Genomic DNA, 24,040 nt, shown 5'->3' with positions numbered 1-24,040 from the left:
ACCCCCACCATCATCGAACAGGCCGGTGGCGGTAACGATGAAGTCCGCGTGTCGGTGATCAATGCCAGCGGCACCATCCTGGCAGCCAACGTCGAGCGCCTGACCTACGTCGGCACTGGCGCCTTCATCGGTTACGGCAACGACAGCGACAACGTCATTACCGGCGGTTCGGGTAACGACACCCTATACGGTGGCGCGGGAGCGGATCAGTTCATCGGCGGTGCCGGCTATGACATAGCGGGTTATACCGACAGCAAGGAAGCTGTGACCATCAACCTCAAGACCGGTGTGCATACCGGGATCGCGGCAGGTGATACCTACACCGACATCGAGGCGATCAGGGGGTCGAACTTCAACGACACGTTCGTTGGCGATGGTGGCGGTATTGATTTCGACGGCGGTGCCGGTGTCGATACGGTCGACTACTCGGGTTCGACAGCCGGGGTAAACATCAATATCCGTACCGGGACGGGAACTGCAGGAACGGGTGGAGAGGCCGAAGGCAGCACGTTGGCGAATATCGAAACGGTCATAGGCTCTGCCTTCAACGACGTGCTTTCCGCAGGTCCGTATACCACGGCCACGGGAATACGACTGGAAGGTGGCGCAGGCGACGATATCTACAACATCAATATGGGGCAGACCCCCACCATTATCGAACAGGCCGGTGGCGGTAACGATGAAGCCCGTGTGTCGGTGATCAATGCCAGCGGCACCATCCTGGCAGCCAACGTCGAGCGCCTGACCTACGTCGGCACTGGCGCCTTCATCGGTTACGGCAACGACAGCGACAACGTCATTACCGGCGGTTCGGGTAACGACACCCTATACGGTGGCGCGGGAGCGGATCAGTTCATCGGCGGTGCCGGCTATGACATAGCGGGTTATACCGACAGCAAGGAAGCTGTGACCATCAATCTCAAGACGGGCGTTTATTCCGGGATCGCGACAGGTGATACCTACACCGACATCGAGGTGATCAGGGGCTCGAACTTCAACGACATGTTCATTGGCGATGGTAATGGTATGGATTTCGACGGCGGTGCCGGGGTCGACACGGTCGACTACTCAGGCTCGACTGCCGGAGTAAACGTTAATATCCGCCTGGGGACCGGAACCGCAGGAACGGGCGGAGACGCTGAAGGCACGATTTTAACGGGTATCGAAACCGTCATAGGTTCTACCTTCAACGACGTGCTCTCCGCAGGCCCGTACACCATAGCCACAGGGGTACGGCTGGAAGGGGGGGCTGGTGACGATATCTACAACGTCGCCATGGGGTACACCCCCACTATCATCGAACAGGCCGGTGGCGGCGACGATGAAGTCCGTGTGTCGGTGATCAATGCCAGCGGCACCATCCTGGCAGCCAACGTCGAGCGCCTGACCTACGTCGGTACTGGCGCCTTCATCGGTTACGGCAACGACGGCGACAACATCATTACTGGCGGTTCGGGTAACGACACCCTATACGGTGGCGCGGGAGCGGATCAGTTCTTCGGCGGTGCTGGCACCGACGTAGCGGGCTATCTCGACAGCAAAGAAGCAATGGCCATTAACCTCAAGACGGGCGTGCATTCCGGGATCGCAGCAGGTGATACCTACACCGATATTGAGGTGATCAGAGGATCGAATTTTAACGATATCTTCTATGGCGGTAGTTCCTCCATGCGGGTGGACGGCGTGGGTGGCCTGGATTTAGTCACTTATGAACAGGCTGGCAGCGCGGTGACGATCGACCTGACCAGCGGGGCTAACACAGGGGAGGCTGCTGGCCACACCTACGCCAACATAGAGTTTTTTCAGGGCAGCAATTTTAACGACACGCTATCAGGCTCTGGTCTGAAGGACATCTTTATCGGTGGAGCAGGCGCAGACGTAATCGATGGTCGCGTAGGTCTGGACAGTGCTTTTTACATTACAAGCACAACAGGGGTCTCGATCAACTTGCAGACTCAAATCAATCAAGGTGGCGATGCCGAAGGAGATGTATTGCTCAACATCGAACACGTGTTGGGCAGTCACTTCAACGATGTCCTGGTTGGAGATGCGGGTGTCAATTACCTGGAGGGGGGATTGGGCAACGACGTCATCGACGGCGGGGATGGCAATGATTACCTCTATGGCGGGCTGACGTCGTCGATCGGACCTTTCAAAGTCGATAGCTCGGCCAACGGGCCGCAGGCAGACATTATGTATGGCGGCAACGGTAACGACACCATCGTCACGGCTGCCAGCGATGAGGGTACTCAAGCTTACGGTGAGGCCGGAGGTGACGTTATCACTGTGACACATGGCATGGCTGACGGTGGGGAAGGCAACGACCTGTTGACCGGTACAGGCATGGGCTTTTCGCTGTCAGGAGGCCAGGGTGATGACAGACTGATATTGCAGGCCGGCGGTTTTGCTAACGGTGGTGAGGGTGCCGATATTTACACCATCGACACGCCAGGGTTAGTGACGATTCAGGACGACGGCATCAGCAGTGGCGACAAATTGGTTTTGTCATATATCAGCAGCTCTGAACTGTTGGCCGACCGCATCGGTGACGACCTCTATCTGCACCGATCAAGCTTCGCTCCAGGGCAGACACCACAGGAGGGTGTGCGTCTTGAGGGGTGGTATGCAGGTCACAACACTATCGAACAGATCCAGACAGCTGATATGCAGCTGATCAATCTGTCGGGCGTAGGGGGAGGCAACGTGGATTTGTTCACCTGAACAGCTGAGCCGGTGTCTCTTGCCGCTTGATATGAGTCACCGGAGGAAACGTTCCAAGGCGATCACGCTTTTATGATTGCTTCCTGAATGTGTCGCTTTTGCCCGGTATTGCTTGAGCCGGGCATAAGCGCTTTGGAGTGGGGCAGCGCCTTGCTTCGCTGCCTGGACAACTACCGCGGAACGCGCTGTGTATCCAGCACTCGATTCACCGCGAGCTCGCTCAACATGATCACCTGTTGCAGCACTAGCACTGCTCTGCGTTGTGAATCATCCACGGACGCTGCGATATCCCGCACCATGTCGCTGGCCGACGATAGCGAATCACAGGCCTCGACGAGCAGCGTTTCATTATCCACCCTGGGATCGACGACAAAAATGCTGCCAGGTTTGCGCGACGGTGTAGCCGTCCTGGATGCCGCAGGATTGAGGTAGAGGTCGATCGCGCGGTCTTGCGCTGTTTTTATATTCAGCACGTCAAGCGTTGCGTCATAGGGGATCGGATTGGTATCTGGAGGGTTGGGCGTAACTTTGAACATGGATGAACTCCTATTGCAGAACGAAGGGGCCATCACTTTCGCTACCAAACGAGGGTGGCGGCCATACGCGGGTTGGTAGACCGGCTGCAATAGGAACCCGGCGCTCGCAAAGGAGCCCCACGCATGACCACCATATATCGCTGAGCCCCAAAAAAAGAGACAGCATAGAGAGTGCCATACGGCTATTACAGACGGGCTACCAAACCCGATCACTGTTTTCCAGTGACAGGAAAAACGATATAGCCCGCCCCATAGCCGTACAAGCCAGCGGATTCTGGCTCAGCCGTAGGCATTGGCACAAGGTTTCGTAGGTGATTGGAAGTAATAACGAGTGTTTTTAAACATCCAGTTCCAAGATGTTTACTTAATGAATCGTCAATGGGGAAGTTGGTGAGTTCTTTCGCACATAACTCACTGAACGACCGCGACAATTTAGAGCTCGACAAACTCCTCGTCGAAACCCGAAAATTGTTGGCTGAGGCGCGTAAGCTCACGGCGGAAGAAACGAAGCTGAAGCATGAAGCCTTCTGGTACCCATACGCAGTAGGGGCAGGGGTGGTGACCGCGTTTGTCGCCATTGCGAGTGTTTGGATCAGAGTCTGAGAGCAGGTTCGCCACAATGCGCCGATGTCCACCCCTTCTTGGGGTTTGCTATCACACACTCACATTGCTGGAAAGGGCTCACCGACTCAGCGGGGCCCGCGACCTCGGAGGAGAAAAAGACGTGTCCACACATCGAAGTAACCAAGCAAACATCGAACAGCTACATCGCGAGGTAGAGGCTTTAGCAGAGGAAATGAGCCGCCCGGCCCCGAACAGTTTCCGCGTGACACTGTTGCCGTTCAGCATCGGGGCAGCGTTCGCTCTGGCTCTATTCGCCGTCGTCGTTTTTGTTGCAAAGCATGTTTGATTCCCTGTCGCTCCGATAGCGTTTTCATGCTGTCGAAGGTTCCGAAACAACCTTGTCACTGTGCGTTCCCTGACTGCTACCTCCAGCTGTAGCTCGGCAATTCCCGTCCATAACTGATCGAGCAGTGTTACGGCTTATGGGGCATTTGAGGGGGAACTGCTGTATGACACGCTGGCTGTATACGGAGTCGTTTAGAGAGTCGGTATGCAGAAGAGCACCCTTCTCGATGGCGTCGAGGAAGGTGAATCATCGTTTTGGTCGATATGGAGCGGGTGAAGGGAATCGAACCCTCGTTATCAGCTTGGGAAGCTGGAGTAATGCCATTATACGACACCCGCTCTGGGCGGCTGACTTTGTACCAGATGTAGGCGCGGATTTGAAGTTTTTCTTTACCTGCGACGAGTCCATCCGTCCTGCCAGCGCACAAGCCAGAGCGGTCGTTCGCGGGCAAGCCCCTGCACATAGGCGCGGGGCTTGCTCGCGAGGACTCGCCTTCAGATTGCCAGTGCATGGTAATCCTGCACGTAGCTATAGCGTGGCCGGCTCTCGTGGCGGGTGGGCTGGAGGAAATCCAATAGGGCGTTGCGGCTGTCGCGGCAGGCGGCCTTGTGTTCCATGTCCAGGAAGTGTCCGGTTGCCTGCACCGTGCTGAAAGAGCTGTCTTGCACGTGGTCGGCGAAAAGCCTGGCGTCGGCGGGGGTGGTGTATTCGTCCCATTCGCCGTTGAGGAACAGCACCGGCACGTTGATTTTCTTCGCCGCGCTGACGTAGCACCGCAAGTCGCTGTGAAGCACTTCGCTGATGTGGAAGTGCATCTGCCCATATTCGTGTTCGGCCAGGCTGCTGACGTGACGATAGTTGAAGCGCTTGAACAACGGCGGCAGATGCTTGCCGATGGTGTTGTTGACCAAGTGTCCGACCCGGTCGCGATCCAGGTTGCTCAGGTAGTCGACACCACGTTCCAGGTAGTCGCGCATTGGGGTGTTGAGCACCGGGGAGAACGAGCTGATCACGGCTTTTTCGATGCGCCGTGGGCGTTGAGCCAAGGCACTCAGGGCGGCCGTACCTCCCCAGGAAAACGACAGCACATGCTCGGCGGCGAAATGGTCGATCAGTTCCAGCAGGATCTGGCCTTCATCCTCCTTTGTCAGCATTTTCTCGTGCCGGTTGTGGGGTTTGGACTTGCCCGCGTAGGGCTGGTCGTACAGCACCACGTTGAATTGTGGGTAGAGGTTTTTGACGGTCTGCGCGAACGACGCAGTGGTGGCCAGCGAGCCGTTGACCAGGATAATGGTCTTCTGCGCGGCGTCTGCGCGATAGAACTCCGTGTAAACCCGATACTGACCTTGTATATCCAGCACAGCGATTTCTGGCCTCATGTCATAGAACTCCTGGCAAGCGGGTATGCGCGCAATGAGATTGCACGGGCAATGTGACAGGTAGGCATACGCCTGAATGATCAAGGCCCATGTCGATCCACGGAAGCCGGTCGACGGGTGTTGTTATAGGCGGGCAGATTGTCGGTGGGCAAGGCGGAACCAAAGGGTTCGGACCGACAAAAAGTTTCTTAGAGGTATGGGGTGACTCATCGGTCACATTTCGGCCGACGGCTTGATTCAAGCAGGGGTATTGCCGTTGCGCAAGTGGTCTTCTGGAAATTGTTCGACACTTTCTGCCAAGCGGTCATCGATCAGATCGAGCGGATTTCCTCGGGACTCAACGCGCGGTATTGGCCGGGCTCGAGATCGGCATCCAGCACCAAAGGGCCCATGCGTTCCCGGTGCAGGCGCAACACCTTGTTATCGAAGTGGCCGAACATGCGCTTGACCTGATGGTAACGCCCTTCAACGATGCTCAGCCGCGCCGAATTGGGCCCCAGCACCGTCAGCTCCGCCGGCTGGGTCGTGAGGTCTTCGAAGGCGAAGTACAGGCCGCGGGTGAAGGTAACCGCGTATTCGGCGGTGATGGTTTGCTCGGTCTCGACGTAGTAGACCTTTGGCAATTTGGTCTGGGGTTGGGTCAGGCGTCGCGACCAGTTGCCGTCATTGGTGATCAGCATCAGCCCCGTGGTATTGAAGTCCAGACGTCCGGCGATGTGCAGCTCGTCCTTGTCCGGTTCGTGCAGCCAGTCGAGCACGGTCGGGTGCTGCGGGTCACGGGTGGCGCTGACACAGCCGGCAGGTTTGTGCAGCATGTAATAGCGCGCCGGTCGGCCTGCCTGCAGCAGTTGGTCGTCGACCTCGACACGGCTGAACGCTCGGACCTGAGCAAGAGGGTCGCTGACCACCTGGCCGTCGATCCGCACCCGACGTTCCACCAGCAACAGCCGGGCCTGTTGGCGATTGAAACGCGGCAGGTTGCTGAGGAAACGGTCAACGCGCATGGGGCAGTTCAGACAAGAAAGCGGAGGGCGTGCATCTTACGCGATCGGTCGGGCATCGGCGCGCAATTGGTCGTCCACCCGGGCGCATCGCGGGCACAGGCAGGATTTGTCGCGCAGCTCGGCTGGCAAGGCTTCGAGCACGGTCGGGTCGATGTTCACCCCATAGCACCAACAGGCCCGGTCGGCTGTTACCGGGTTAGCCAGGGAGCAGTCATTGGGGGCGCCGCAGGCTGGGCAGAGATCAGGTTTATTCATAGCTGGAGTGGGGCATTTCCATGCAGGTCCGGTTGCTTCCGGTCTGTCGGGCGCGTTGCAACGCATGATCGGCTCGGGACAGCAGGTTGTGCAAGGTGTCTTCGTCCTGCAGTGTGGTAGCGCCGATGCTAACGGTCACACATAGCTGTTTTCCGCTGCAGTAATAGCGCTGGTTTTCGATGTGTTGGCGAATTTTCTCGGCGATCTTCAGACCGGTCTGTCCGTCAGTGTCTTTGAGCAGTACGACAAAGGCTTCGGTGCTCCAGCGACAGACGATGTCTGAATGCCGAAGGGTGTCGGACAGGTCGCGGGCAAACCCGTTCAACAGCTGGTCGCAGACCATGTGACCGTGAACGGCGTCCAGTCGTTTGAAATCGTCCAGTTCCAATAGCAGCGCCGTCAAGGGCCTGGGTTCGCGCTGTGCTTCGTGGAGTGCCTGCACAGCCAGCAGATCGAAGCCTCGGCGGTTGGGCAGTTCGGTCAGGCTGTCAAGCGTGGCCTGGGCGTCGATGCGTAGCTGAAAGCCGTTGAGCATTCGATACAGGACTGCCATCACCGTCACCGTGATCAACAGGCCAATCAGGAGGTTCAGATACAGCACCTTGAGTAGATTGTCCCGCACCGAGGTAGGGGTGAGGTAATAGCCCAGCAATGAAACCACCAGGAAACCCACACTCAGCAGGGCCGTCAGCATCAGAAGCGGTTTACGTTGGGAATACAACGGCGAACGAGGCGACATGGCAATTCCCTGAACGGCGATGGATGCAATCAGTTTAGTGGCTCGTGGCAAATGGCGACGGGATTTGTCGCCGCAGCGAGGAGGCGAATGGGCAAAACGCTACATGTTTCGACTTATTGCTAAAACGCACCAGATGCCGTTTTGGCTGTCTGACTATGCGTCAGTCACCCACAAATGACTGCCGCCCATCAGCGTCGCTGATGTGGCCCATCCGCGGTCCAGGAGGCCGCCATGTATCGACGACTGCTGCTTACTGCGTTTTTCGGTTTGACTCTTTCGGCCTGCGTGCCTTACTACGACGGAGACACGAGCTATTACCGTTCCGAAGTCTACACCTCACCGGCGCCGGTCTATTACGGCGGCGGCAGTTATTACCGTTCGGCTCCGCGTGGCTATTACGCACCACGCTATTACCAACCGGCTCCACGCTACTACTCGCCTCCGCGCTACTACCAACACGGCCCTCGCTACTATTCTCCACCGCGGGCAGCCTATCGGTCCTACCCGCATCGGGGCGGCTGGGACGGCCGTGACCGAGGCGGTTGGGATGATAACCGGCGTGGCAGGCATGATCATCGGGGACGGGGCGATCATGATGGACGGGGCAGTCACCGCTGATCTTCAGACAGTTGAAAGCGGCGCATTGAGCGCCGCTTTTTTGTGCGTGCAACCAAACCTGTGAGAGCAGGCTCGCCCCCACAGGTTTCATCCAGTGCTTTTACTCATTGGGCAGATCCGCCAGCGGATGCCGGCCCTCCCAGGCCTTGTAAAAGTGCGCTTGCACCGCCGCCTCAGGTACGGAATTGATGTCCGGCCAGTGCCAGCGTGGCTTGTGATCCTTGTCGATCAGCCGGGCCCGCACGCCTTCGCTGAATTCGGGATGTCGACAGCAGTTGAGGCTCATCGTGTATTCCATGCGGAACACGCCGGCCAGCGAAAGATGCCGGGCCCGTTCGATCTGTTCCCATACCAGATGAGCGGTCAAGGGCGATCCTTCAGTCATGGTCCTGGCTGCCCGGGCAATCAACGGGTCTTGATGTTCGACCAGCAGACTGAGGGCTTTCCAGGCGCAACGTATATCGCTGACATCCAGCCATTCGTCGATTTGCTGCCGGCGCGGTAGCCATTGGGCTTCAGGCCGTTGATCGAGCGCCTCTTGCTGCAACGCCTTGAGCAGGCTGTTGAGCTGCATGTCGGTCTTTTCCTGCCAGTTGAGCTGAAGCAGCCCTTCGATCAGATCGTCCTGTTGGTTGTCCAGCAGGAAACGGTCGGCCAGGCCCAGGTCGATGGCGTCTCGAGCATTCATATGAGCGCCGGTCAGGCCAAGAAACAGGCCCAACTTGCCCGGCAGGCGGGACAGGAACCAGCTGGCGCCGACGTCCGGATACAAGCCGATGCTGATTTCCGGCATCGCCAGGCGGCTGCTGGGCGTGACGATTCGCGTGCTTGCACCTTGCAGCAAACCCATGCCGCCGCCGAGTACATAGCCGTGACCCCAGCACATCAATGGCTTGGGGTAGGTATGAAGATTGAAGTCCAGACGGTATTCCGCGGCGAAAAACTGTGCCGCCAACGTTGGCACTTCGCCGGGATGGGCACGGCAGGCTTCCACCAGGCTGCGGACTTCACCGCCGGCGCAGAACGCTTTGGTGCCTTTGCCACGCAACAACACACAGACGACTTGTGGCTCTCGGGCCCACGCATCGAGGCGATCACGCAGCGCGTTGATCATGGGAAGGGACAGGGCGTTCAAGGATTTTTCGGCATCCAGGGTGGCGATGCCGATACGGGCACCGTCGATGCCGATGAGTTCTTCGAAGTGCAGATTCATCGTGACCTCGATCAGAAAATTGAATAGTCAGTATGACTGCTACTCAGGAAAATGCCGGGTCGGACACCAAAGCCCTGTCGGATCAATTGACAAGCCTCGTGAGCTTTCCTAGGGTGCGCCCATTGTTTTTACAGGGTGCAATCATGACTGCTGACGACCGTATCAAACTCGAGCCGAGCTGGAAGCAGGCACTGCGCGCCGAGTTCGACCAACCCTACATGGCTCAGTTGCGCGAATTCCTGCGCCAGGAATACGCGGCCGGCAAGCAGATTTATCCACCGGCGTCCCTGATTTTCAATGCGCTCAATTCGACACCCCTGGACAAGGTCAAGGTCGTGATCCTGGGCCAGGATCCGTATCATGGCCCAGGCCAGGCACATGGTCTGTGCTTTTCGGTACAACCAGGCGTGCCGGCGCCGCCGTCGCTGGTGAACATTTTCAAGGAGCTCAAACGCGACCTGAATATCGACATCCCCAACCACGGTTACCTGCAAAGCTGGGCCGACCAGGGCGTATTGCTGCTCAACACCACCATGACCGTGGAGCGCGCCAACGCCAATTCCCATGCGGGCAAGGGCTGGCAACATTTTACCGACAGGGTCATCGAGGTGGTCAGCGAACATCAGCCGAATCTGGTGTTCCTGTTATGGGGAGCCCATGCTCAGAGCAAACAGAAACTGATCGATACAACCAAGCATCTGGTATTGACGTCGGTCCACCCGTCGCCGTTGTCGGCTTATCGTGGTTTCCTGGGATGCGGGCATTTCAGCCGTGCCAACAAGTTTCTCGAACAGCACGGCGAGGCGCCGATCGATTGGCGATTGCCGCCGGTTTAGCGGATGTTTTTGAGGGCCCCATCGCGAGCAGGCTCGCTCCCACACCGATCTGCGTATGCTGCAAATCCATTGTGGGAGCGAGCCTGCTCGCGATGAAAAACAATGTGGTCTAAAGGTCAGAACCCGGCCTGCGGATCCAATACCTGAACAACGGCTCCGCCAGGAACAGCACGAACAACAGCCGCATCACCTGCAGTGCCGTCACCAGTGGCACCGACAATTGCAGCGTCTCTGCCGTCAGGCTCATCTCCGCGATGCCACCGGGCATCATGCCCAGTGTCAACGAGCGCAGATCCAGATGGGTCAACGTGCTCAGGCCCAGGGCCGCCAGGGTGGCGATCAGCATCGTCAACACCGTGCCGATCAAGGTTCGCCCCATGAACGAGGGCGCCCGACGAAAGAATTGGCGGTTGAAGTGGCAGCCCAGGCCACTGCCGATCAGCCATTGGCCGATCTGGCTGCCGCCATTGGGCAGGCTGATGTGCAGGTCCCAGGCGATACTTGCCACCGCACTCACCAGCAAAGGCCCGAACAACCACGGGTTGGGTTGACGCAGGCGCTCCCAGATCCAGGCGAGCAGGGCGCCGGCGGGAAACAACGCGGCCAGCCACAGCCAGTCCACGGTGGTGGCGTGTTGCAGCGGGGCGCCTTCGCCCAACAGGTACTTGAACGCCGCCGGCACACACAGCACCACCACCAGTACGCGCAGGCTCTGGCCCGCGGCGACGCGGCTCAGGTCTGCGCCATTGCGCGAGCCGAGATTGACCATTTCACCGGAACCGCCCGGCATGCTGGAGAAAAAAGCGGTGGCGCGATCCTCGCCGGTGCGGCGCATCAGCCAGACACTCACCACGCTGGACACGCTGGTGATCAGCGCGCCGAAGAAAATCAGCCCGAAATGACTCAGGACCTGTTCCATCACCACGGGCGTGAAGTGCAGGCCAATACCGATGCCTACCACCCATTGGCCGCATTTGCGGCCGCCGGGGATTTCCGCCAATTGCCATGGGGTCAGGCAACGCACCAGGATGATCGCCAGCAACGAGCCGACCATCCACGGCAAAGGCCAGCCGATCAGGCTGGCCAGGTAACCGCCGGCCAGGCCGACCAGCGGTGTTCCCCACCAATGTTTGAAGGTTTTTTCAGACATTGGCCAATGCACGTCGTTGAGCGCTACGCCGACGCCAGATCCGTAGCAATGGCAGGACCAGCATGATCGCCGTCAACGCCCAGCAACCCAGGGTGATCGGACTCGACCAGAGGATGTCCAGGGCACCGTTGGAGATGGACAGTGCGCGACGCAGGTTTTGCTCCATCAGGCCTCCCAGGATGAAGCCCAGCAGGATCGGCGACAGCGGGAAGTCCAGCTTGCGCAGGATGTAGCCGAAGATGCCGATGCCGACCATCAGGAACAGGTCGAACGTGGTGGCGTGTACGGCGAAGACACCGATCCCGGTAATGATGGCGATGAAGGGCACCAGCGCCCAGTTCGGTACCGACAGGATACGGGTGAAGACACGGATCATCGGAATGTTAAGGATCACCAGCATGATATTGGCGATGAACAACGACGCGATCAGACCCCAGACGATGTCCGGCTGTTGCTGGAACAGCAGCGGCCCCGGGGTGATGTTGTACAGCGACAACGCACCGATCATCACCGCTGTGGTGCCAGAACCGGGAACCCCGAGTGTCAGCATCGGCACCAGCGCACCGCAGGCTTCGCCGCCGATGGCTGTCTCCGGGGCTGCCAGGCCACGTTTGTCGCCTTGACCGAATTTGCCACTCGCACCGGCAATGCGTTTTTCAGTCATGTAGGCCACGGCACTGGCTAGGGTCGCACCGGCGCCCGGCAATACGCCCATGAAGAACCCCAGCACGCCGCAACGAAGGTTTACGGCGAAGACTGACGCCGCTTCCTTGAAGTTGAACATCATCCGACCGGTGGCTTTGACCGCTTCCTGTCCGCGGTGGGTTTTTTCCAGCAGCAACAGAATCTCGCTGACGGAAAACAGGCCCAGCACCAGCACGACAAACTGAATGCCGTCGGCCAGATGGACGTTGTCACCAGTAAAACGATACACGCCACTGTTGGCGTCGATGCCCACGGCGGACAGGAACAATCCGATCAAGGCCGCGATGAAGGTCTTGAGCGGTCGCTCCCCGGCCATGCCGCCAAGGCAGACAATGGCGAACACCATCAATCCGAAATATTCCGCCGGACCGAACGCAACCGCCCATTTGGCGAGTATCGGGGCGAAGAGCACCATGCCGCAGGTGGCGATGAATGCGCCGATGAACGAACTCCAGGCCGACAGCGACAGTGCCACCCCGGCCAGACCCTGACGGGCCATGGGATAGCCGTCAAGGGCAGTCATGACGGTGGAGGCTTCGCCCGGGATGTTGAGCAGGATCGAACTGATGCGTCCGCCGTATTCGCAGCCCAGGTAAACCGCCGCCAGCAGGATCAGCGCCGATTCCGGCGGCAGACCCAGGGCGAAAGCGATCGGGATCAGCAACGCGACTCCGTTGATCGGTCCCAGGCCCGGCAGCAAGCCGACGACGGTGCCGATCAGCGTGCCGCACAACGCGGTGACTAGGTTGTACGGGCTCAGTGCAACGCCGAAACCCTGGCCAAGGTAACTTAGGGTATCCATATCAATTCTCCAGGATATCGAGCAGGCCGAGGGGCAGTGGCACATCCATCACTTTGTCGAACAGCAGGTAAAGACCAATGGCCATCAGCGCGCTGACGAACACGCTTGGCAACCAGCGACCGCCATACAGGCGGGCCATCGGCACGCCGATGAGCGTGCTGGCAAGGATGAAGCCCAGAGGTTCGAAGGTGCCGGCGAATACCAGTAGCAGCCCCACGCAGATGGCAATTTTCTGCAGCGTTGCGCGATCCAGTTGCGGTTCGTCTTCGCTGTGCACGATGGGCGTGGGGCGCAACAACATGTACAGCAGCGCCAGGCCCATCAGGCCCAGGATCAGGAGTGGGAAGGCCCGCGGGCCGACAGGTTCATAGGAAAAAGGTGCCTGATATGGCCAGGCCATCAGCGCCAGGCCTATACAGGCCAATAGCAGCACCGAAGCAAAAATGCGTTGGATGGTGAGCATGACAAACTCCAGAGCGACGCGGCTGTAAAGCCGGCGCCGCCGCGAGAACAGAGACGGTTACTGGATCAGGCCGAACTCTTTGGCCAGTACCTTGTAATCAGCCACTTGCTTCTTCACGTAGGTGTCCAGCTCCGGACCGGTCATGGCAAACGGGAACAGTTCGCGCTGGTCGCGCAGCTTGGCGAAGTCTTCGGAGGCCAACAGTTTGTCGAAGGACTCTTTCCACCAGGCGTAGTCTTCGTCACTGACCTTTGGCCCCAGGTAGAAACCGCGTACTACCGGCCAGACGATGTCGTAGCCTTGCTCGCGGGCGGTGGGGATGTCTTTCATCTCCGGCTCATCGATGCGCTTCTCGGCGAACACCGCCAGCAGACGCATGTCGCCGCTCTGGATGTGCGGCATGGAGTCGGAGATGTCCGTACTGCCGACCTGAATGTGACCGCCCAGCAGGGCGGTAGCGATTTCACCGCCGCCTTCGAGGGCCACGTAGCGCAGGTCGCGAGGGTTGATGCCGGCGGCCTTGGCAATCAGGGCGGTTTGCATCCAGTCCTGGCTGCCTACGGTGCCGCCGGAACCGATCACGACTGAACCGGGGTCTTTCTTCAGGGCCTGGACCAAGTCATCGAGGGTCTTGTAGGGCGAATCGCTCTTCACTGCGATGGCGCCATAGCTCGTACCGACGGCGGCCAGCCAGCGCACCGCGCTTTCATCGAAACGGCCGAACTTGCCTTGGGCCAGGTTCAACAGCGAACCACTGGACCAGGCCACCAGCGTGCCGGCATCGGCGGGGCGCTGGGCGACCACTGCGTTGTAGGCCACCGCGCCAACACCGCCCGGCATGTAGGTGACGCGCATCGGCTTGGTCAGCAGCTTCTCGTTGACCAGGGCGCTTTGCGCCAGCTTGCACGTCAGGTCGAAGCCACCGCCAGGGGAGGCCGGGGCGATGCATTCAGGGCGCTTGGGCTCTTTGGATGGATCAGCGGCAAGCAATTGTCCGGCGAACACCAGGCAACCGGCGGCCATGGCAATTTTACGCAGTGATGGGCTCATTATTGTCTCCAGAGGAGTTGTTGTTGTGTGTGTAGCAAATCGGGCGCATGGGGCCGCTCAGCCTCGCAATGCGTGGCGGCTCGACGTCATGAATGTGGTATGTGCAAGGTGCGCTCGCCGGCAAGATCGGCAGGAGCGGGAAGGCATCTGGGCCTGGAGCTGCATGGAGAGCATGGTGAATACTCCGCTTTATTGTTCTTATGGGGGCGAAAACGCTTCGGGGCGTTTTTCGTTCGCGTCGTGTGGCGCGACAGACAGTCGGAAACCGTCCTTGCAAGACTTTATCGGCCCAACCTTTCGCTAACCTTTCAAAAGCTTTCAAGGTGTTTTTTGGCTTCACAGCGCCGGATGCGGCTGTAAACTCCGCGCCAGTGAATGGCGCCGGCCGTCCCTGAATCGAGGAAAAACCCATGCGTGTTCTGCTCGTCGAAGATCATCTGCAGCTCGCCGAAAGCGTTGCCCAGGCGCTCAAGAGCACCGGTCTGACCGTGGATGTGCTGCACGACGGGGTCGCTGCCGATCTGGCGTTGAGCAGCGAGGAGTACGCCGTGGCAATCCTGGACGTGGGGCTGCCACGCATGGATGGCTTTGAAGTGCTGGCGCGTTTGCGGGCCCGGGGCAAGACATTGCCGGTCCTGATGCTGACCGCCCGCAGTGACGTGAAGGACCGGGTTCATGGCCTGAACCTCGGTGCCGACGATTATCTGGCCAAGCCTTTCGAGCTCAGCGAACTCGAAGCTCGGGTGAAGGCCTTGCTGCGCCGCAGCGTGCTGGGTGGTGAACGCCAGCAGCGTTGCGGAGCGTTGATCTACGACCTCGACACCCGCCGCTTCACCCTCGACGACGAACTGCTGACACTGACCTCCCGCGAGCAAGCCGTGCTGGAGGCGCTGATCGCCCGGCCAGGGCGGGTGATGAGCAAAGAGCAACTGGCGGCCCAGGTGTTCGGCCTCGATGAAGAAGCCAGCCCCGACGCCATCGAAATCTATGTTCACCGCCTGCGCAAGAAGCTCGACGGGCATGCCGTGGCGATCGTGACTTTCAGGGGGCTGGGCTACCTGCTGGAAAACCGCGATGCATAGGCCCGACAGCCTGCGCTGGCGGCTGCTGCGCAACCTGGCACTGCTACTGGTGGTGCTGATGCTTGCCAGCGGCCTGAGTGCCTACTGGAATGGCCGCGAGGCCGCCGATACCGCTTATGACCGGACCCTGCTGGCCTCGGCCAGGACGATCGCCGCCGGCCTGTCCCAGCGCGATGGCAGTCTCAGCGCGGATGTGCCTTACGTGGCCCTGGACACCTTCGCCTACGACAGCGCCGGGCGGATTTACTATCAGGTCAATGACATCCATCAGAAGCTGATTTCCGGTTACGAAAATCTTCCCGGCCCGCCGCCCGGTACGCCCCGCACCGACGATTACCCCGCGCTGGCACGCTTCTATAACGCCCGCTACCAGGGCCAGAGCGTGCGCGTGGTGAGCTTGCTCAAAGCGGTGAGCGAGCCGAACATGAACGGCATGGCGGAAGTCCGCGTAGCGGAAACCGAGGAGGCGCGCGTCAGGATGGCCCGCAGCTTGATGGCCGATACATTGTTGCGTCTGGGCATGCTGGCCGTGGGGGCATTGCTGTTGGTGTGGTTTGCGGTCAGCGCCGCGTTGCGCCCGCTGGAGCGTTTGCGAACGGCAGTGGAAGAGCGCCAGCCGGACGACTTGCGACCTTTGCCGCTGGTGGAGGTGCAGCACGAGTTATGGCCGCTGGTGCGTGCGCTCAACCATTTCACCGAACGCCTGCGTGGGCAATTCGAGCGTCAGGCGCAGTTCATCGCCGATGCCGCTCACGAACTACGCACGCCGCTGGCGGCGCTCAAGGCGCGGCTTGAGTTGGGTTTGCGCGCCAGCGAGCCGGCGACCTGGAGGCAAACCCTGGAAACCGCTGCCCAGGGTACCGACCGATTGACCCACCTGGCCAATCAGTTGTTATCTCTGGCGCGGGTGGAGAACGGTGCGCGGGCCATCGCCGAAGGCGGTGCGCAATTGCTGGACCTCAGTCAGTTGGCCCGAGAGCTGGGCATGGCCATGGCGCCGCTGGCTCATGCCCGGGGCGTGGCCTTGGCGCTGGAAGCCGATGAACCGGTTTGGCTGCGAGGTGAGCCGACCTTGTTGAACGAGCTGTTGAGCAACCTGGTGGACAACGCCCTGGCCCATACGCCGTCGGGGGGCAACGTGATCCTGCGGGTTACCGCGCCGGCAGTGCTGGAGGTCGAGGACGACGGGCCGGGCATTCCTTTACATGAGCGTGATCGCGTCTTCGAGCGCTTTTATCGACGCAACCAGCAAGTCGCCGGTTCCGGCCTGGGATTGGCGATCGTGGGTGAAATCTGCCGTGCCCATCTGGCACAAATCAGCCTCCATGACGGGCAGGAGCGCGGATTGAAAGTGCGGGTCAGTTTTATTCCCGGTTCAGACTGACAGTCGCTATCGCGGGCAAGCCTTGCTGCCGCAGATATCGATACCTGTGGGAGCTTACCCGCGATGCTCTTCAGTAAAACATCGACCGCGCTTCTTCAATGTCGGCGCAGCGGTTCTTGTTGTCCGGGTCGATGCCGAGTTTCTTGAAGGCCGGTACCCTGAACACGTCAATCCTGCCGAGAGGATGATCGGTGTCCTTGTAGCAGTACAGGGCGGCGACCTGTACCAGGTCGACATAGTCAAGATGCCTCGACTCCCGTGTGAAATCCAGGTAAAGGCCTGGTAGCTTCACCAGCCTTTCCGGGAACTCCCAGACGCTGAGCAGTTTGTCTCCCAGGATCGGGTGGATCGTGTCGATGACATGGCTGAGGCTGACCGGGTCCGACAGCAATTCATTGTGGTCTTCGGCATATGTCAGGATCGGCAGCACGCCGATCTGGTGCACCAGGCCGCCCAATGCAGCCTGATCGGGCTTGAGTTGTGTATAGCCACGGCACAGCGCGTAACTGATGCCGGCGATCTCCAGGCTTTTGCGCCAGACTTCGCGCATTTTCTGTTCCACCACCTCGGAGCGGGCATGGAAGATCTGCTCCATGACCAGGCCAATGGCCAGATTACTGCTGTAATTGACGCCCAGCCGGGTGATGGCGGTGTGCAGGTCAGTGACTTCCTGGGTGGCGCGCAGCAGCGGGCTGTTGACCACTTTTATCAAGCGCGCCGAAAGCGCCGTGTCACGGCCGATCACCTTGCTCAGGTCGCTGACGCTGATCTCCGGGTCTTCCGCGGCCCGGCGAATTTGCAGGGCCACTTCCGGTAATGTCGGCAGAACCAGGTCATCGTTATCGATGGCCTCCACCAAATCCCGCAGGACCTTATCCGCCAAATCGCTCATTTAGGTTCTCTAGGGTGTTGCGACAAATGCTGCGATCAGCGCTGGATCTCGCGGTCGCGGTCCAGTTCGTAAGGCAGGTCCAGCAACTGCAGCGCAGGGCCTTCCAACGCGCCAAGGTGTACATCGCCTTCTTCTGCTGCTTCGGCCTGTAACACCGCCAGCAGTTCAATGTTTCGCTCGGCTCGTGCGGCCATGACCACCTCGCCGATGGAGCTGCCATGCAGCGGAGAGAACAATGGGGTGCCGGGTTCCGGCAATTCGCTGGCGTCCAGTTGCAGTCGATACAGGCGTCGCTTGAGTTTGCCCAGGTACTGCATCCGGGCAACGATTTCCTGTCCGGTGTAGCAGCCTTTCTTGAAGCTTACGCCGCCGACGGCTTGCAGGTTGAGCATCTGGGGGATAAACAGTTCGCGAGTGGCAGGCATGACCTGGCCAATGCCCGCGCGGATCTGGCCCAACAGCCAAGGGTTCAGGTCGGCCTCGGCCAGTTCCCCGCGCAGCCGGGCTTTGAGTGTATCGGCTTGTTCGGCGCAAACCCACAGCTCGGCGCGACCGGGGGAGACGCGAATGGCGATCAGGGATTCATGCCGGGCCACGCTGTCGACATCGGCCGGTAGGTCAAGGCCCAATCCGGCGAGCGCCGTGTCGGCATTCTCCAGACCGAAGCGAACCCAGGCAGCGCTTTCGTCGGTGAGCCTGGCTTTGGAAAACACTGCGTACTTCTTCAGGTCCGTCAACTGCGGCTCGAGCAGTTCGGCGGCCATCGCCATCAGGGCGCCGTCGCCTTGAAGTACGATGCGGAAGCTCGATTGCATCCGGCCTTTCTGGGTGCAGCGGGCGCCGAGGCTGGCCCGCTCGTCGCTCAGGTAATTGAGATTGCAGGTCAACTGGCCCTGCAGGAATTTACTGGCGTCCACGCCGCGAACCGCGAGAACGCCTTCGTGGGACAGGGTGCAGAAAAAAGCGGAATCAGCCATGAGTCATCGCAGGATAAAAAAGTCTGACGGACATCATAAGGGGGCGCCCTTGAAATGGGTAGTTCACAAAGGATTGGTGGTGCCCGACCAAAGCGGTCTGTTCCGCCGCGACCGTGCCTGTATACTTGCGCTCTATTTGAGGAGCGCTCCATGGTCGAAGATGTAGAACTGAATCGCCTCTACTGGCACAGCCGTCGCGGCATGCTCGAGCTTGACGTATTGCTGGTGCCATTCGTGAAAGAGGTTTATCCCCATCTTAATGAAGCGGACCGTGCGTGCTATGTCCGCCTGCTCGCGTGCGAGGATCAGGACATGTTCGGCTGGTTCATGGAGCGCAGCGAGTCCGAAGACCCGGAGCTGCAGCGCATGGTCCGGATGATCCTGGACCGTGTCCAGCCAAAATAACCGCTTCGAATGCCGCTGGCAGGCCTCCAGGCAGCTGCTGGTGGCCTATCTTCTGGCCCAGGTGTTTGCCCTGGGCTCGTTGCTGCTGATATCGGTCCCGGGCGGATTCGCAGTGCTTGGCGTTGCACTGTGCCTGGCCCATGGCGCCTGGACGATACCGCGCCATCTCTTGCTGAACCATCGCCAGGCCTTTCGTGGGTTGCGTCGTGATCCTGATGGCTGGTGGCTCTGGAACAGGGACAACGGCTGGCAGGCAGTGCAACTGTGTCCCGACAGTCTGGCGTTGCCACTTATCGTCGTGCTGCGTTTTCGCCTGAACGGTGAACGGCGGATCCGCTCGATCTGCGTGCCCCGCGACGCGCAGGCGCCTGATGTGCATCGGCGCCTGCGAGTGCGGCTCAGGTTCAGTCGGCGTAGGTGGGCGGCACCAGGATAGTGTCCAGTGCCTCCGGCAGCAGGTTCGGGTAGTCGAGCGTGTAATGCAGCCCCCGGCTTTCCTTGCGTTCCATGGCTGAGCGGATCATCAGTTCAGCCACCTGGGCAAGGTTGCGCAGCTCGATGAGGTCGCGGCTGACCTTATAGTTGCTGTAGAACTCATCGATTTCATCCAGCAGCAGGCGCACCCGGTGCTGGGCCCGTTGCAAGCGCTTGTTGGTGCGCACGATGCCGACGTAGTCCCACATGAAACGCCGCAGTTCGTCCCAGTTGTGAGCGATGATCACGTCTTCGTCCGAGTCGGTGACCTGGCTGGCATCCCATGAGGGCAGGGCCGCGGGCATACCAACCTGCGGCAACTGCTCGAGGATGTCCGCTGCAGCCGAGCGGGCGTAGACAAAGCACTCCAGCAGCGAGTTGCTGGCCATGCGGTTGGCACCGTGCAGGCCGGTGAAGCTGGTTTCGCCAATGGCGTAGAGGCCTGTCACGTCGGTACGGCCGTGCTGGTCGACCATCACGCCGCCGCAGGTGTAGTGCGCAGCCGGTACCACTGGAATCGGTTGTCGGGTGATGTCGATGGAAAATTCCAGGCAGCGTTCGTACACCGTTGGAAAGTGGCTCTTGATGAACGCCTCGGGCTTGTGGCTGATGTCCAGGTAGACGCAGTCGACGCCCAGGCGCTTCATTTCATGGTCGATGGCCCGGGCGACAATGTCCCGTGGGGCCAGTTCGGCGCGCGGATCGAAGCGTTGCATGAACCGTTCGCCATTGGGCAGCTTCAGGTGGGCGCCTTCGCCACGCAAGGCCTCGGTGATCAGGAAGCTTTTAGCCAGTGGATGATAGAGGCAGGTGGGATGGAACTGATTGAATTCCAGGTTCGCCACCCGGCAACCCGAGCGCCACGCCATGGCGATGCCATCGCCGCAGGCGCCATCGGGGTTGCTGGTATAAAGATAGACTTTTGCGGCACCACCGGAAGCCAGGATCACGAAGCGGGCACCGTAGGTGTCGACTTCCCCGGTGCTACGGTTGAGCACGTAGGCGCCCAGGCAACGATCGCCGTCCAGGCCCAGGCGCTTTTCGGTGATCAGGTCGATCGCGACCCGCTGTTCCAGCAGTTCGATATTAGGCCGCTGCTGTGCCTGGGCCAGGAGGGTCTTGAATATCGCCGCGCCGGTCGCGTCGGCGGCATGGATGATGCGCCGATGGCTGTGACCGCCTTCACGGGTCAGGTGGAATTCGAAGCCACCGTCTTCGGTACCGGATGGTTCTCCACGGGTGAACGGTACGCCCTGGTCGATCAGCCATTGGATGGCTTCCCGGCTGTGTTCGACTGTGAAACGTACCGCTTCAGGATTGCACAGGCCGCCGCCGGCGTTGAGGGTGTCGTCGACATGTGATTCGATGGTGTCGGTGTCATCCAGCACGGCGGCGACGCCGCCCTGGGCCCAGAATGTCGAACCGTTGGCCAGATCGCCTTTGCTCAGCACGGCGATGCGCAAATGCTGTGGCAATGTCAGGGCAAGGCTCAATCCGGCGGCACCGCTGCCGATTACCAGAACATCGTGTTGATACTGTTGGCTCATTCGAAAGGTTTCCGCTCAAAGCGACCCGGGTCGGGGTTGGCGCAAGACATCCGCTTCAACGGGTCAGGCTGCCACACAGCCCACTAGTATATAGAGGGGGGGATCGGCACAATAGCCGTGCATTCATGGCAATATGAAACCAATGTGACAAAAAGCGAGGCATGCTTCGTCGACGTCACAATGTCCGTCCAGGGGCGACAAGCCGGCCTTTCGAAAGAAAGGTGTCTGACGCGCAGGTTGCCTGGTGTTCGGTTTGAATGGCTACAAATAGCGGGAACTTTTGCCAAGCGACCAGGTTCAATAGACGGTTGTCTGCAGAAGGGAGCAGCGTCGGGCTGGTGCAAGATTTCGATTCGAGTCTCTGCCGGCAGCCCCGGCGACAGATTATTCGCGCAGCCGGGGGAATCTCTGGCTGCGTTTTTCGTGCGTGCCGAGATCAGAGCGCGCCGGAAACTTGCTTTGAAGGGGGAGAACTTTTGCGAAAAGCCCGAGTCTATGTTTGCAAGCCCGGTCAATTAGTCATGCAAGCCTCCTTCGAGCTTATCGAGGAGTGTTCATGCTAACCCAGGAAGAGGATCAGCAGCTGGTCGAACGCGTTCAGCGCGGCGACAAGCGAGCTTTCGATCTGCTAGTGCTGAAATACCAGCACAAAATTCTCGGGTTGATCGTGCGGTTCGTGCACGACACCCATGAAGCCCAGGATGTCGCACAGGAAGCCTTTATCAAGGCATACCGCGCACTTGGTAATTTCCGCGGCGATAGCGCGTTTTATACGTGGCTTTACCGCATCGCCATTAACACGGCGAAAAACTATCTGGTTTCACGCGGCCGCCGGCCGCCGGATAGTGATGTGAGTTCCGAGGATGCGGAGTTCTATGATGGCGATCACGGCCTCAAGGACCTCGAATCACCGGAGCGAGCGTTGCTGCGGGATGAGATCGAAGGCACTGTCCATCGAACCATCCAGCAACTGCCCGAAGATTTGCGTACGGCGTTAACTTTACGTGAATTCGACGGTCTGAGTTACGAGGACATTGCAAGCGTCATGCAGTGTCCGGTGGGTACCGTGCGCTCCCGGATTTTCCGCGCTCGGGAGGCCATCGATAAAGCCCTGCAGCCTTTGTTGCAGGAAAACTGAGACAGCGGCGACAGCCAAGAGAGGAACGCCATGAGTCGTGAAGCCCTGCAGGAATCGCTGTCCGCAGTGATGGATAACGAAGCGGACGAACTGGAATTGCGTCGGGTATTGAATGCCTTCGACGATGTTGAAACCCGTGAGACCTGGGCTCGTTACCAGATCGCCCGGGCTGTTATGCACAAGGACCTGCTGCTTCCGCGTCTGGATATCGCTGCGGCCGTTTCTGCTGCATTGGCTGATGAAGCCGTACCGGCGAAAGCTTCCCGCGGTCCATGGCGCAGCCTGGGTCGTCTGGCCGTTGCCGCTTCGGTTACCGTCGCCGTTCTGGCGGGTGTTCGTCTGTACAACCAGGATGAAATCGCGGGTGTACAAATGGCGCAACAATCCAACCAGCCAGGCCTCGCCGCGCCACAGGTCAAGGGACCAGCGGTACTGGCAGGCTACAGTGAAGGTTCGGAAACCGCTGGCCCGATGGTCAATGGTGTGCTGCAAGGCCAGCCAGGCTGGCATGACCAGCGTCTGCCCAGCTACCTGCGCCAGCATGCCCAGCAGGCTGCCCTGAAAGGAACCGAAAGCGCGCTGCCGTACGCTCGCGCAGCCAGCCTGGAAAATCGTTAAGGAAAGGACTCTTGCGCGCCATACCTCTATTCACGCTTCTGCTGGGTGGCTGGTGCGCTGTTCCAGCCTACGCCGATGAAGCTCAGGACTGGTTGAATCGTTTGGGCCAGGCCGAGCAACAGCAAAGTTTCCAGGGTACTTTCGTTTACGAGCGCAACGGCAGCTTCTCCACTCATAACATTTGGCATCGCGCCCAGGACGGTAAAGTCCGCGAGCGTTTGCTGCAGCAGGACGGTTCTGCACAGGAGGTCCTGCGTGTTGATGGGCGCACACAATGCGTCAGCGGTGCACTGGCACCGGGGTTGGGGAATGCTGAAGGCACTGCACGTGCGCTCGATCCGCAAAAACTCAAGAATTGGTACGACCTTGCCGTAGTCGGCAGGTCGCGTGTGGCCGGGCGCCCGGCTGTCATCATCTCCCTGACGCCCAGGGACCAGCATCGATACGCTTTTGAACTGCACCTGGACAAAGAGACAGGCTTGCCGCTCAAGTCCCTTTTGCTCAATGACAAGGGACAGTTGCTCGAACGGTTCCAGTACACGCGGCTGAACACGGTCGAGCCGTCGGAAAGCGAACTGCAGGCCAGCGCGGAATGCAAGGCGGTGGCGCAGGGTGCTGGCAAGTCCGCTACGGCGAAAGCTGCCTGGCATTCGGACTGGCTTCCACCTGGCTTCGAATTGATCGGCAGTACCGTGCGCAAGGACCCGGACACCAATGTCCAAGTCACCAGCCTGATGTACGATGATGGGCTGGCTCGTTTCTCGGTGTTCCTGGAGCCCTTGAACGGTGCGACCGTCACCGATACCCGTACCCAGCTAGGGCCAACGGCCGCCGTTTCCCGTCGCCTCACAACGCCCCAGGGTGAAATGATGGTCACGGTGGTCGGTGAGATCCCCATCGGTACCGCTGAACGGATCGCTCTGTCCATGCGTTCTGACGCCACGGCGACTCAATAACGTGCCGCTTCGGTGGTTCGATCATGCGAGAGGCCAGTCAGGCCGGGGGTTGATCGAAATGCCGAAACTTCATGTCAGCATTTTAATTTGCAAATTTTTTGTTTTTTTTCTATTAGGTCAGAGCCGCTCGGCTCTGGCCTTGCCTGTTTTTCCGGAACCAAAATACCGGCGTCTTTTTCCAACCGG

The 24,040-nt window shown here is 59.6% G+C and carries 23 protein-coding genes, 1 tRNA gene and 1 pseudogene; 11 read left to right on the top strand and 14 right to left on the bottom strand.

The window, feature by feature from the left end:
• Positions 1 to 2,721: calcium-binding protein (locus tag AD666_RS20625; protein WP_053155963.1), on the top strand; the 2,721-nt coding region annotated here is incomplete at its 5' end.
• Positions 2,722 to 2,891: 170 nt separating this feature from the next.
• On the opposite strand, the gene AD666_RS20620 is transcribed toward AD666_RS20625, so the two are convergent.
• The gene (locus AD666_RS20620) at positions 2,892 to 3,257 is read right to left on the bottom strand and encodes a DUF6124 family protein (protein ID WP_053155960.1); all 366 of its coding nucleotides are present in this window, start codon (positions 3,255 to 3,257) and stop codon (positions 2,892 to 2,894) included.
• Positions 3,258 to 3,635: 378 nt separating this feature from the next.
• On the opposite strand from AD666_RS20620, the gene AD666_RS20615 reads away from it, so the two are divergent.
• Entirely contained in the window at positions 3,636 to 3,860 is a 225-nt protein-coding gene (locus AD666_RS20615) for a hypothetical protein (RefSeq protein WP_053155958.1), read from the top strand.
• 571 nt (positions 3,861 to 4,431) lie between these two features.
• Here AD666_RS20615 and AD666_RS20610 read toward each other — a convergent pair.
• From AD666_RS20610 to AD666_RS20590, 5 genes and pseudogenes are all read right to left on the bottom strand, one after another.
• Positions 4,432 to 4,505, bottom strand: a tRNA-Gly gene (locus AD666_RS20610).
• A 156-nt stretch (positions 4,506 to 4,661) separates the two neighbouring features.
• Entirely contained in the window at positions 4,662 to 5,546 is an 885-nt protein-coding gene (locus tag AD666_RS20605) for an alpha/beta fold hydrolase (RefSeq protein WP_053155955.1), read from the bottom strand.
• 311 nt (positions 5,547 to 5,857) lie between these two features.
• Entirely contained in the window at positions 5,858 to 6,550 is a 693-nt protein-coding gene (locus AD666_RS20600; RefSeq protein ID WP_053155952.1) for a pseudouridine synthase, read from the bottom strand.
• Positions 6,551 to 6,586: 36 nt separating this feature from the next.
• On the bottom strand, positions 6,587 to 6,805 hold the full coding sequence (locus AD666_RS20595; RefSeq protein WP_053155949.1) for a cysteine-rich CWC family protein: 219 nt from the start codon (positions 6,803 to 6,805) through the stop codon (positions 6,587 to 6,589).
• A pseudogene (locus AD666_RS20590) lies at positions 6,798 to 7,454 on the bottom strand (GGDEF domain-containing protein); the annotation flags it as partial. The gene AD666_RS20595 and the pseudogene AD666_RS20590, both read right to left, overlap by 8 nt.
• 321 nt (positions 7,455 to 7,775) lie before the next feature.
• On the opposite strand from AD666_RS20590, the gene AD666_RS26225 reads away from it, so the two are divergent.
• Entirely contained in the window at positions 7,776 to 8,162 is a 387-nt protein-coding gene (locus tag AD666_RS26225) for a hypothetical protein (RefSeq protein ID WP_082339876.1), read from the top strand.
• A 100-nt stretch (positions 8,163 to 8,262) separates the two neighbouring features.
• On the opposite strand, the gene AD666_RS20580 is transcribed toward AD666_RS26225, so the two are convergent.
• Positions 8,263 to 9,375 carry an enoyl-CoA hydratase/isomerase family protein gene (locus AD666_RS20580; RefSeq protein ID WP_053155940.1) on the bottom strand — a complete coding sequence of 371 codons (1,113 nt, stop codon included), beginning with the start codon at positions 9,373 to 9,375 and terminating at the stop codon, positions 8,263 to 8,265.
• Between the two features lie 140 nt (positions 9,376 to 9,515).
• On the opposite strand from AD666_RS20580, the gene ung reads away from it, so the two are divergent.
• Positions 9,516 to 10,211, top strand: coding sequence for a uracil-DNA glycosylase (ung, locus tag AD666_RS20575; RefSeq protein ID WP_172679660.1), 696 nt, complete (start codon positions 9,516 to 9,518; stop codon positions 10,209 to 10,211).
• A 109-nt stretch (positions 10,212 to 10,320) separates the two neighbouring features.
• On the opposite strand, the gene AD666_RS20570 is transcribed toward ung, so the two are convergent.
• The 4 genes from AD666_RS20570 to AD666_RS20555 are packed head-to-tail and all read right to left on the bottom strand — an operon-like array spanning position 10,321 to position 14,381.
• On the bottom strand, positions 10,321 to 11,361 hold the full coding sequence (locus tag AD666_RS20570; protein WP_053155937.1) for an AbrB family transcriptional regulator: 1,041 nt from the start codon (positions 11,359 to 11,361) through the stop codon (positions 10,321 to 10,323).
• Entirely contained in the window at positions 11,354 to 12,868 is a 1,515-nt protein-coding gene (locus AD666_RS20565) for a tripartite tricarboxylate transporter permease (RefSeq protein WP_053155934.1), read from the bottom strand. Before AD666_RS20565 ends, AD666_RS20570 begins: the two co-directional genes overlap by 8 nt.
• Position 12,869: 1 nt before the next feature.
• The gene (locus AD666_RS20560) at positions 12,870 to 13,331 is read right to left on the bottom strand and encodes a tripartite tricarboxylate transporter TctB family protein (RefSeq protein ID WP_053155931.1); all 462 of its coding nucleotides are present in this window, start codon (positions 13,329 to 13,331) and stop codon (positions 12,870 to 12,872) included.
• Between the two features lie 57 nt (positions 13,332 to 13,388).
• On the bottom strand, positions 13,389 to 14,381 hold the full coding sequence (locus AD666_RS20555) for a tripartite tricarboxylate transporter substrate binding protein (protein ID WP_053155928.1): 993 nt from the start codon (positions 14,379 to 14,381) through the stop codon (positions 13,389 to 13,391).
• A gap of 410 nt (positions 14,382 to 14,791) precedes the next feature.
• Between AD666_RS20555 and AD666_RS20550 the strand changes: the two genes are divergently transcribed.
• Together AD666_RS20550 and AD666_RS20545 are read left to right on the top strand one after the other, a co-directional pair.
• Positions 14,792 to 15,463: a response regulator gene (locus AD666_RS20550; RefSeq protein ID WP_053155924.1), complete on the top strand. Its 672-nt coding sequence runs from the start codon at positions 14,792 to 14,794 to the stop codon at positions 15,461 to 15,463.
• A complete protein-coding gene (locus AD666_RS20545) occupies positions 15,456 to 16,847 on the top strand; it encodes a sensor histidine kinase (RefSeq protein ID WP_053155921.1) in 1,392 nt (463 codons plus the stop codon). Before AD666_RS20550 ends, AD666_RS20545 begins: the two co-directional genes overlap by 8 nt.
• A 70-nt stretch (positions 16,848 to 16,917) precedes the next feature.
• On the opposite strand, the gene AD666_RS20540 is transcribed toward AD666_RS20545, so the two are convergent.
• Both AD666_RS20540 and AD666_RS20535 read right to left on the bottom strand, forming a co-directional pair.
• The gene (locus AD666_RS20540) at positions 16,918 to 17,739 is read right to left on the bottom strand and encodes an HDOD domain-containing protein (protein ID WP_053155918.1); all 822 of its coding nucleotides are present in this window, start codon (positions 17,737 to 17,739) and stop codon (positions 16,918 to 16,920) included.
• 35 nt (positions 17,740 to 17,774) lie between these two features.
• A complete protein-coding gene (locus tag AD666_RS20535) occupies positions 17,775 to 18,716 on the bottom strand; it encodes a folate-binding protein YgfZ (protein ID WP_053155916.1) in 942 nt (313 codons plus the stop codon).
• A gap of 150 nt (positions 18,717 to 18,866) precedes the next feature.
• On the opposite strand from AD666_RS20535, the gene AD666_RS20530 reads away from it, so the two are divergent.
• Positions 18,867 to 19,121 (top strand): succinate dehydrogenase assembly factor 2, encoded by a 255-nt coding sequence (locus AD666_RS20530; protein ID WP_053155913.1) that lies wholly within the window; start codon positions 18,867 to 18,869, stop codon positions 19,119 to 19,121.
• Positions 19,105 to 19,557, top strand: a complete 453-nt coding sequence (locus tag AD666_RS20525; protein WP_053155909.1) for a protein YgfX — start codon at positions 19,105 to 19,107, stop codon at positions 19,555 to 19,557. Before AD666_RS20530 ends, AD666_RS20525 begins: the two co-directional genes overlap by 17 nt.
• Here AD666_RS20525 and nadB read toward each other — a convergent pair.
• A complete protein-coding gene (nadB, locus tag AD666_RS20520; protein ID WP_053155907.1) occupies positions 19,526 to 21,142 on the bottom strand; it encodes an L-aspartate oxidase in 1,617 nt (538 codons plus the stop codon). The genes AD666_RS20525 and nadB overlap by 32 nt on opposite strands.
• Positions 21,143 to 21,698: 556 nt before the next feature.
• Between nadB and rpoE the strand changes: the two genes are divergently transcribed.
• Genes rpoE through AD666_RS20505 form a run of 3 tightly spaced genes read left to right on the top strand, consistent with a single transcriptional unit; the run spans position 21,699 to position 23,854 of the window.
• Positions 21,699 to 22,280, top strand: a complete 582-nt coding sequence (gene rpoE / locus AD666_RS20515) for an RNA polymerase sigma factor RpoE (protein WP_003172477.1) — start codon at positions 21,699 to 21,701, stop codon at positions 22,278 to 22,280.
• Positions 22,281 to 22,310: 30 nt separating this feature from the next.
• Complete coding sequence (locus AD666_RS20510; protein ID WP_053155905.1) at positions 22,311 to 22,898, top strand: sigma-E factor negative regulatory protein; 588 nt, start codon at positions 22,311 to 22,313, stop codon at positions 22,896 to 22,898.
• 11 nt (positions 22,899 to 22,909) lie between these two features.
• Positions 22,910 to 23,854, top strand: a complete 945-nt coding sequence (locus AD666_RS20505) for a MucB/RseB C-terminal domain-containing protein (protein ID WP_053155901.1) — start codon at positions 22,910 to 22,912, stop codon at positions 23,852 to 23,854.
• The last annotated feature ends 186 nt before the right edge of the window (positions 23,855 to 24,040 follow it).

It is taken from the genome of Pseudomonas sp. Pf153, from assembly GCF_001269775.1.
GTDB lineage: Bacteria > Pseudomonadota > Gammaproteobacteria > Pseudomonadales > Pseudomonadaceae > Aquipseudomonas > Aquipseudomonas uvaldensis.
The sequence above is the reverse complement of the archived record's forward strand: the minus strand, read 5'-3'. Positions and strand labels throughout refer to the sequence as shown.

Excerpts from the sequence above, each read along its gene's own strand:
- AD666_RS20620 (WP_053155960.1), bottom strand. The coding sequence starts at position 3,257 with ATGTTCAAAGTTACGCCCAACCCTCCAGATACCAATCCGATCCCCTAT.
- AD666_RS20615 (WP_053155958.1), top strand. The coding sequence starts at position 3,636 with ATGGGGAAGTTGGTGAGTTCTTTCGCACATAACTCACTGAACGACCGC.
- AD666_RS20605 (WP_053155955.1), bottom strand. The coding sequence starts at position 5,546 with ATGAGGCCAGAAATCGCTGTGCTGGATATACAAGGTCAGTATCGGGTT.
- AD666_RS20600 (WP_053155952.1), bottom strand. The coding sequence starts at position 6,550 with ATGCGCGTTGACCGTTTCCTCAGCAACCTGCCGCGTTTCAATCGCCAA.
- AD666_RS20595 (WP_053155949.1), bottom strand. The coding sequence starts at position 6,805 with ATGAATAAACCTGATCTCTGCCCAGCCTGCGGCGCCCCCAATGACTGC.
- AD666_RS26225 (WP_082339876.1), top strand. The coding sequence starts at position 7,776 with ATGTATCGACGACTGCTGCTTACTGCGTTTTTCGGTTTGACTCTTTCG.
- AD666_RS20580 (WP_053155940.1), bottom strand. The coding sequence starts at position 9,375 with ATGAATCTGCACTTCGAAGAACTCATCGGCATCGACGGTGCCCGTATC.
- AD666_RS20570 (WP_053155937.1), bottom strand. The coding sequence starts at position 11,361 with ATGTCTGAAAAAACCTTCAAACATTGGTGGGGAACACCGCTGGTCGGC.
- AD666_RS20565 (WP_053155934.1), bottom strand. The coding sequence starts at position 12,868 with ATGGATACCCTAAGTTACCTTGGCCAGGGTTTCGGCGTTGCACTGAGC.
- AD666_RS20560 (WP_053155931.1), bottom strand. The coding sequence starts at position 13,331 with ATGCTCACCATCCAACGCATTTTTGCTTCGGTGCTGCTATTGGCCTGT.
- AD666_RS20555 (WP_053155928.1), bottom strand. The coding sequence starts at position 14,381 with ATGAGCCCATCACTGCGTAAAATTGCCATGGCCGCCGGTTGCCTGGTG.
- AD666_RS20550 (WP_053155924.1), top strand. The coding sequence starts at position 14,792 with ATGCGTGTTCTGCTCGTCGAAGATCATCTGCAGCTCGCCGAAAGCGTT.
- AD666_RS20545 (WP_053155921.1), top strand. The coding sequence starts at position 15,456 with ATGCATAGGCCCGACAGCCTGCGCTGGCGGCTGCTGCGCAACCTGGCA.
- AD666_RS20540 (WP_053155918.1), bottom strand. The coding sequence starts at position 17,739 with ATGAGCGATTTGGCGGATAAGGTCCTGCGGGATTTGGTGGAGGCCATC.
- AD666_RS20535 (WP_053155916.1), bottom strand. The coding sequence starts at position 18,716 with ATGGCTGATTCCGCTTTTTTCTGCACCCTGTCCCACGAAGGCGTTCTC.
- AD666_RS20530 (WP_053155913.1), top strand. The coding sequence starts at position 18,867 with ATGGTCGAAGATGTAGAACTGAATCGCCTCTACTGGCACAGCCGTCGC.
- nadB (WP_053155907.1), bottom strand. The coding sequence starts at position 21,142 with ATGAGCCAACAGTATCAACACGATGTTCTGGTAATCGGCAGCGGTGCC.
- rpoE (WP_003172477.1), top strand. The coding sequence starts at position 21,699 with ATGCTAACCCAGGAAGAGGATCAGCAGCTGGTCGAACGCGTTCAGCGC.
- AD666_RS20510 (WP_053155905.1), top strand. The coding sequence starts at position 22,311 with ATGAGTCGTGAAGCCCTGCAGGAATCGCTGTCCGCAGTGATGGATAAC.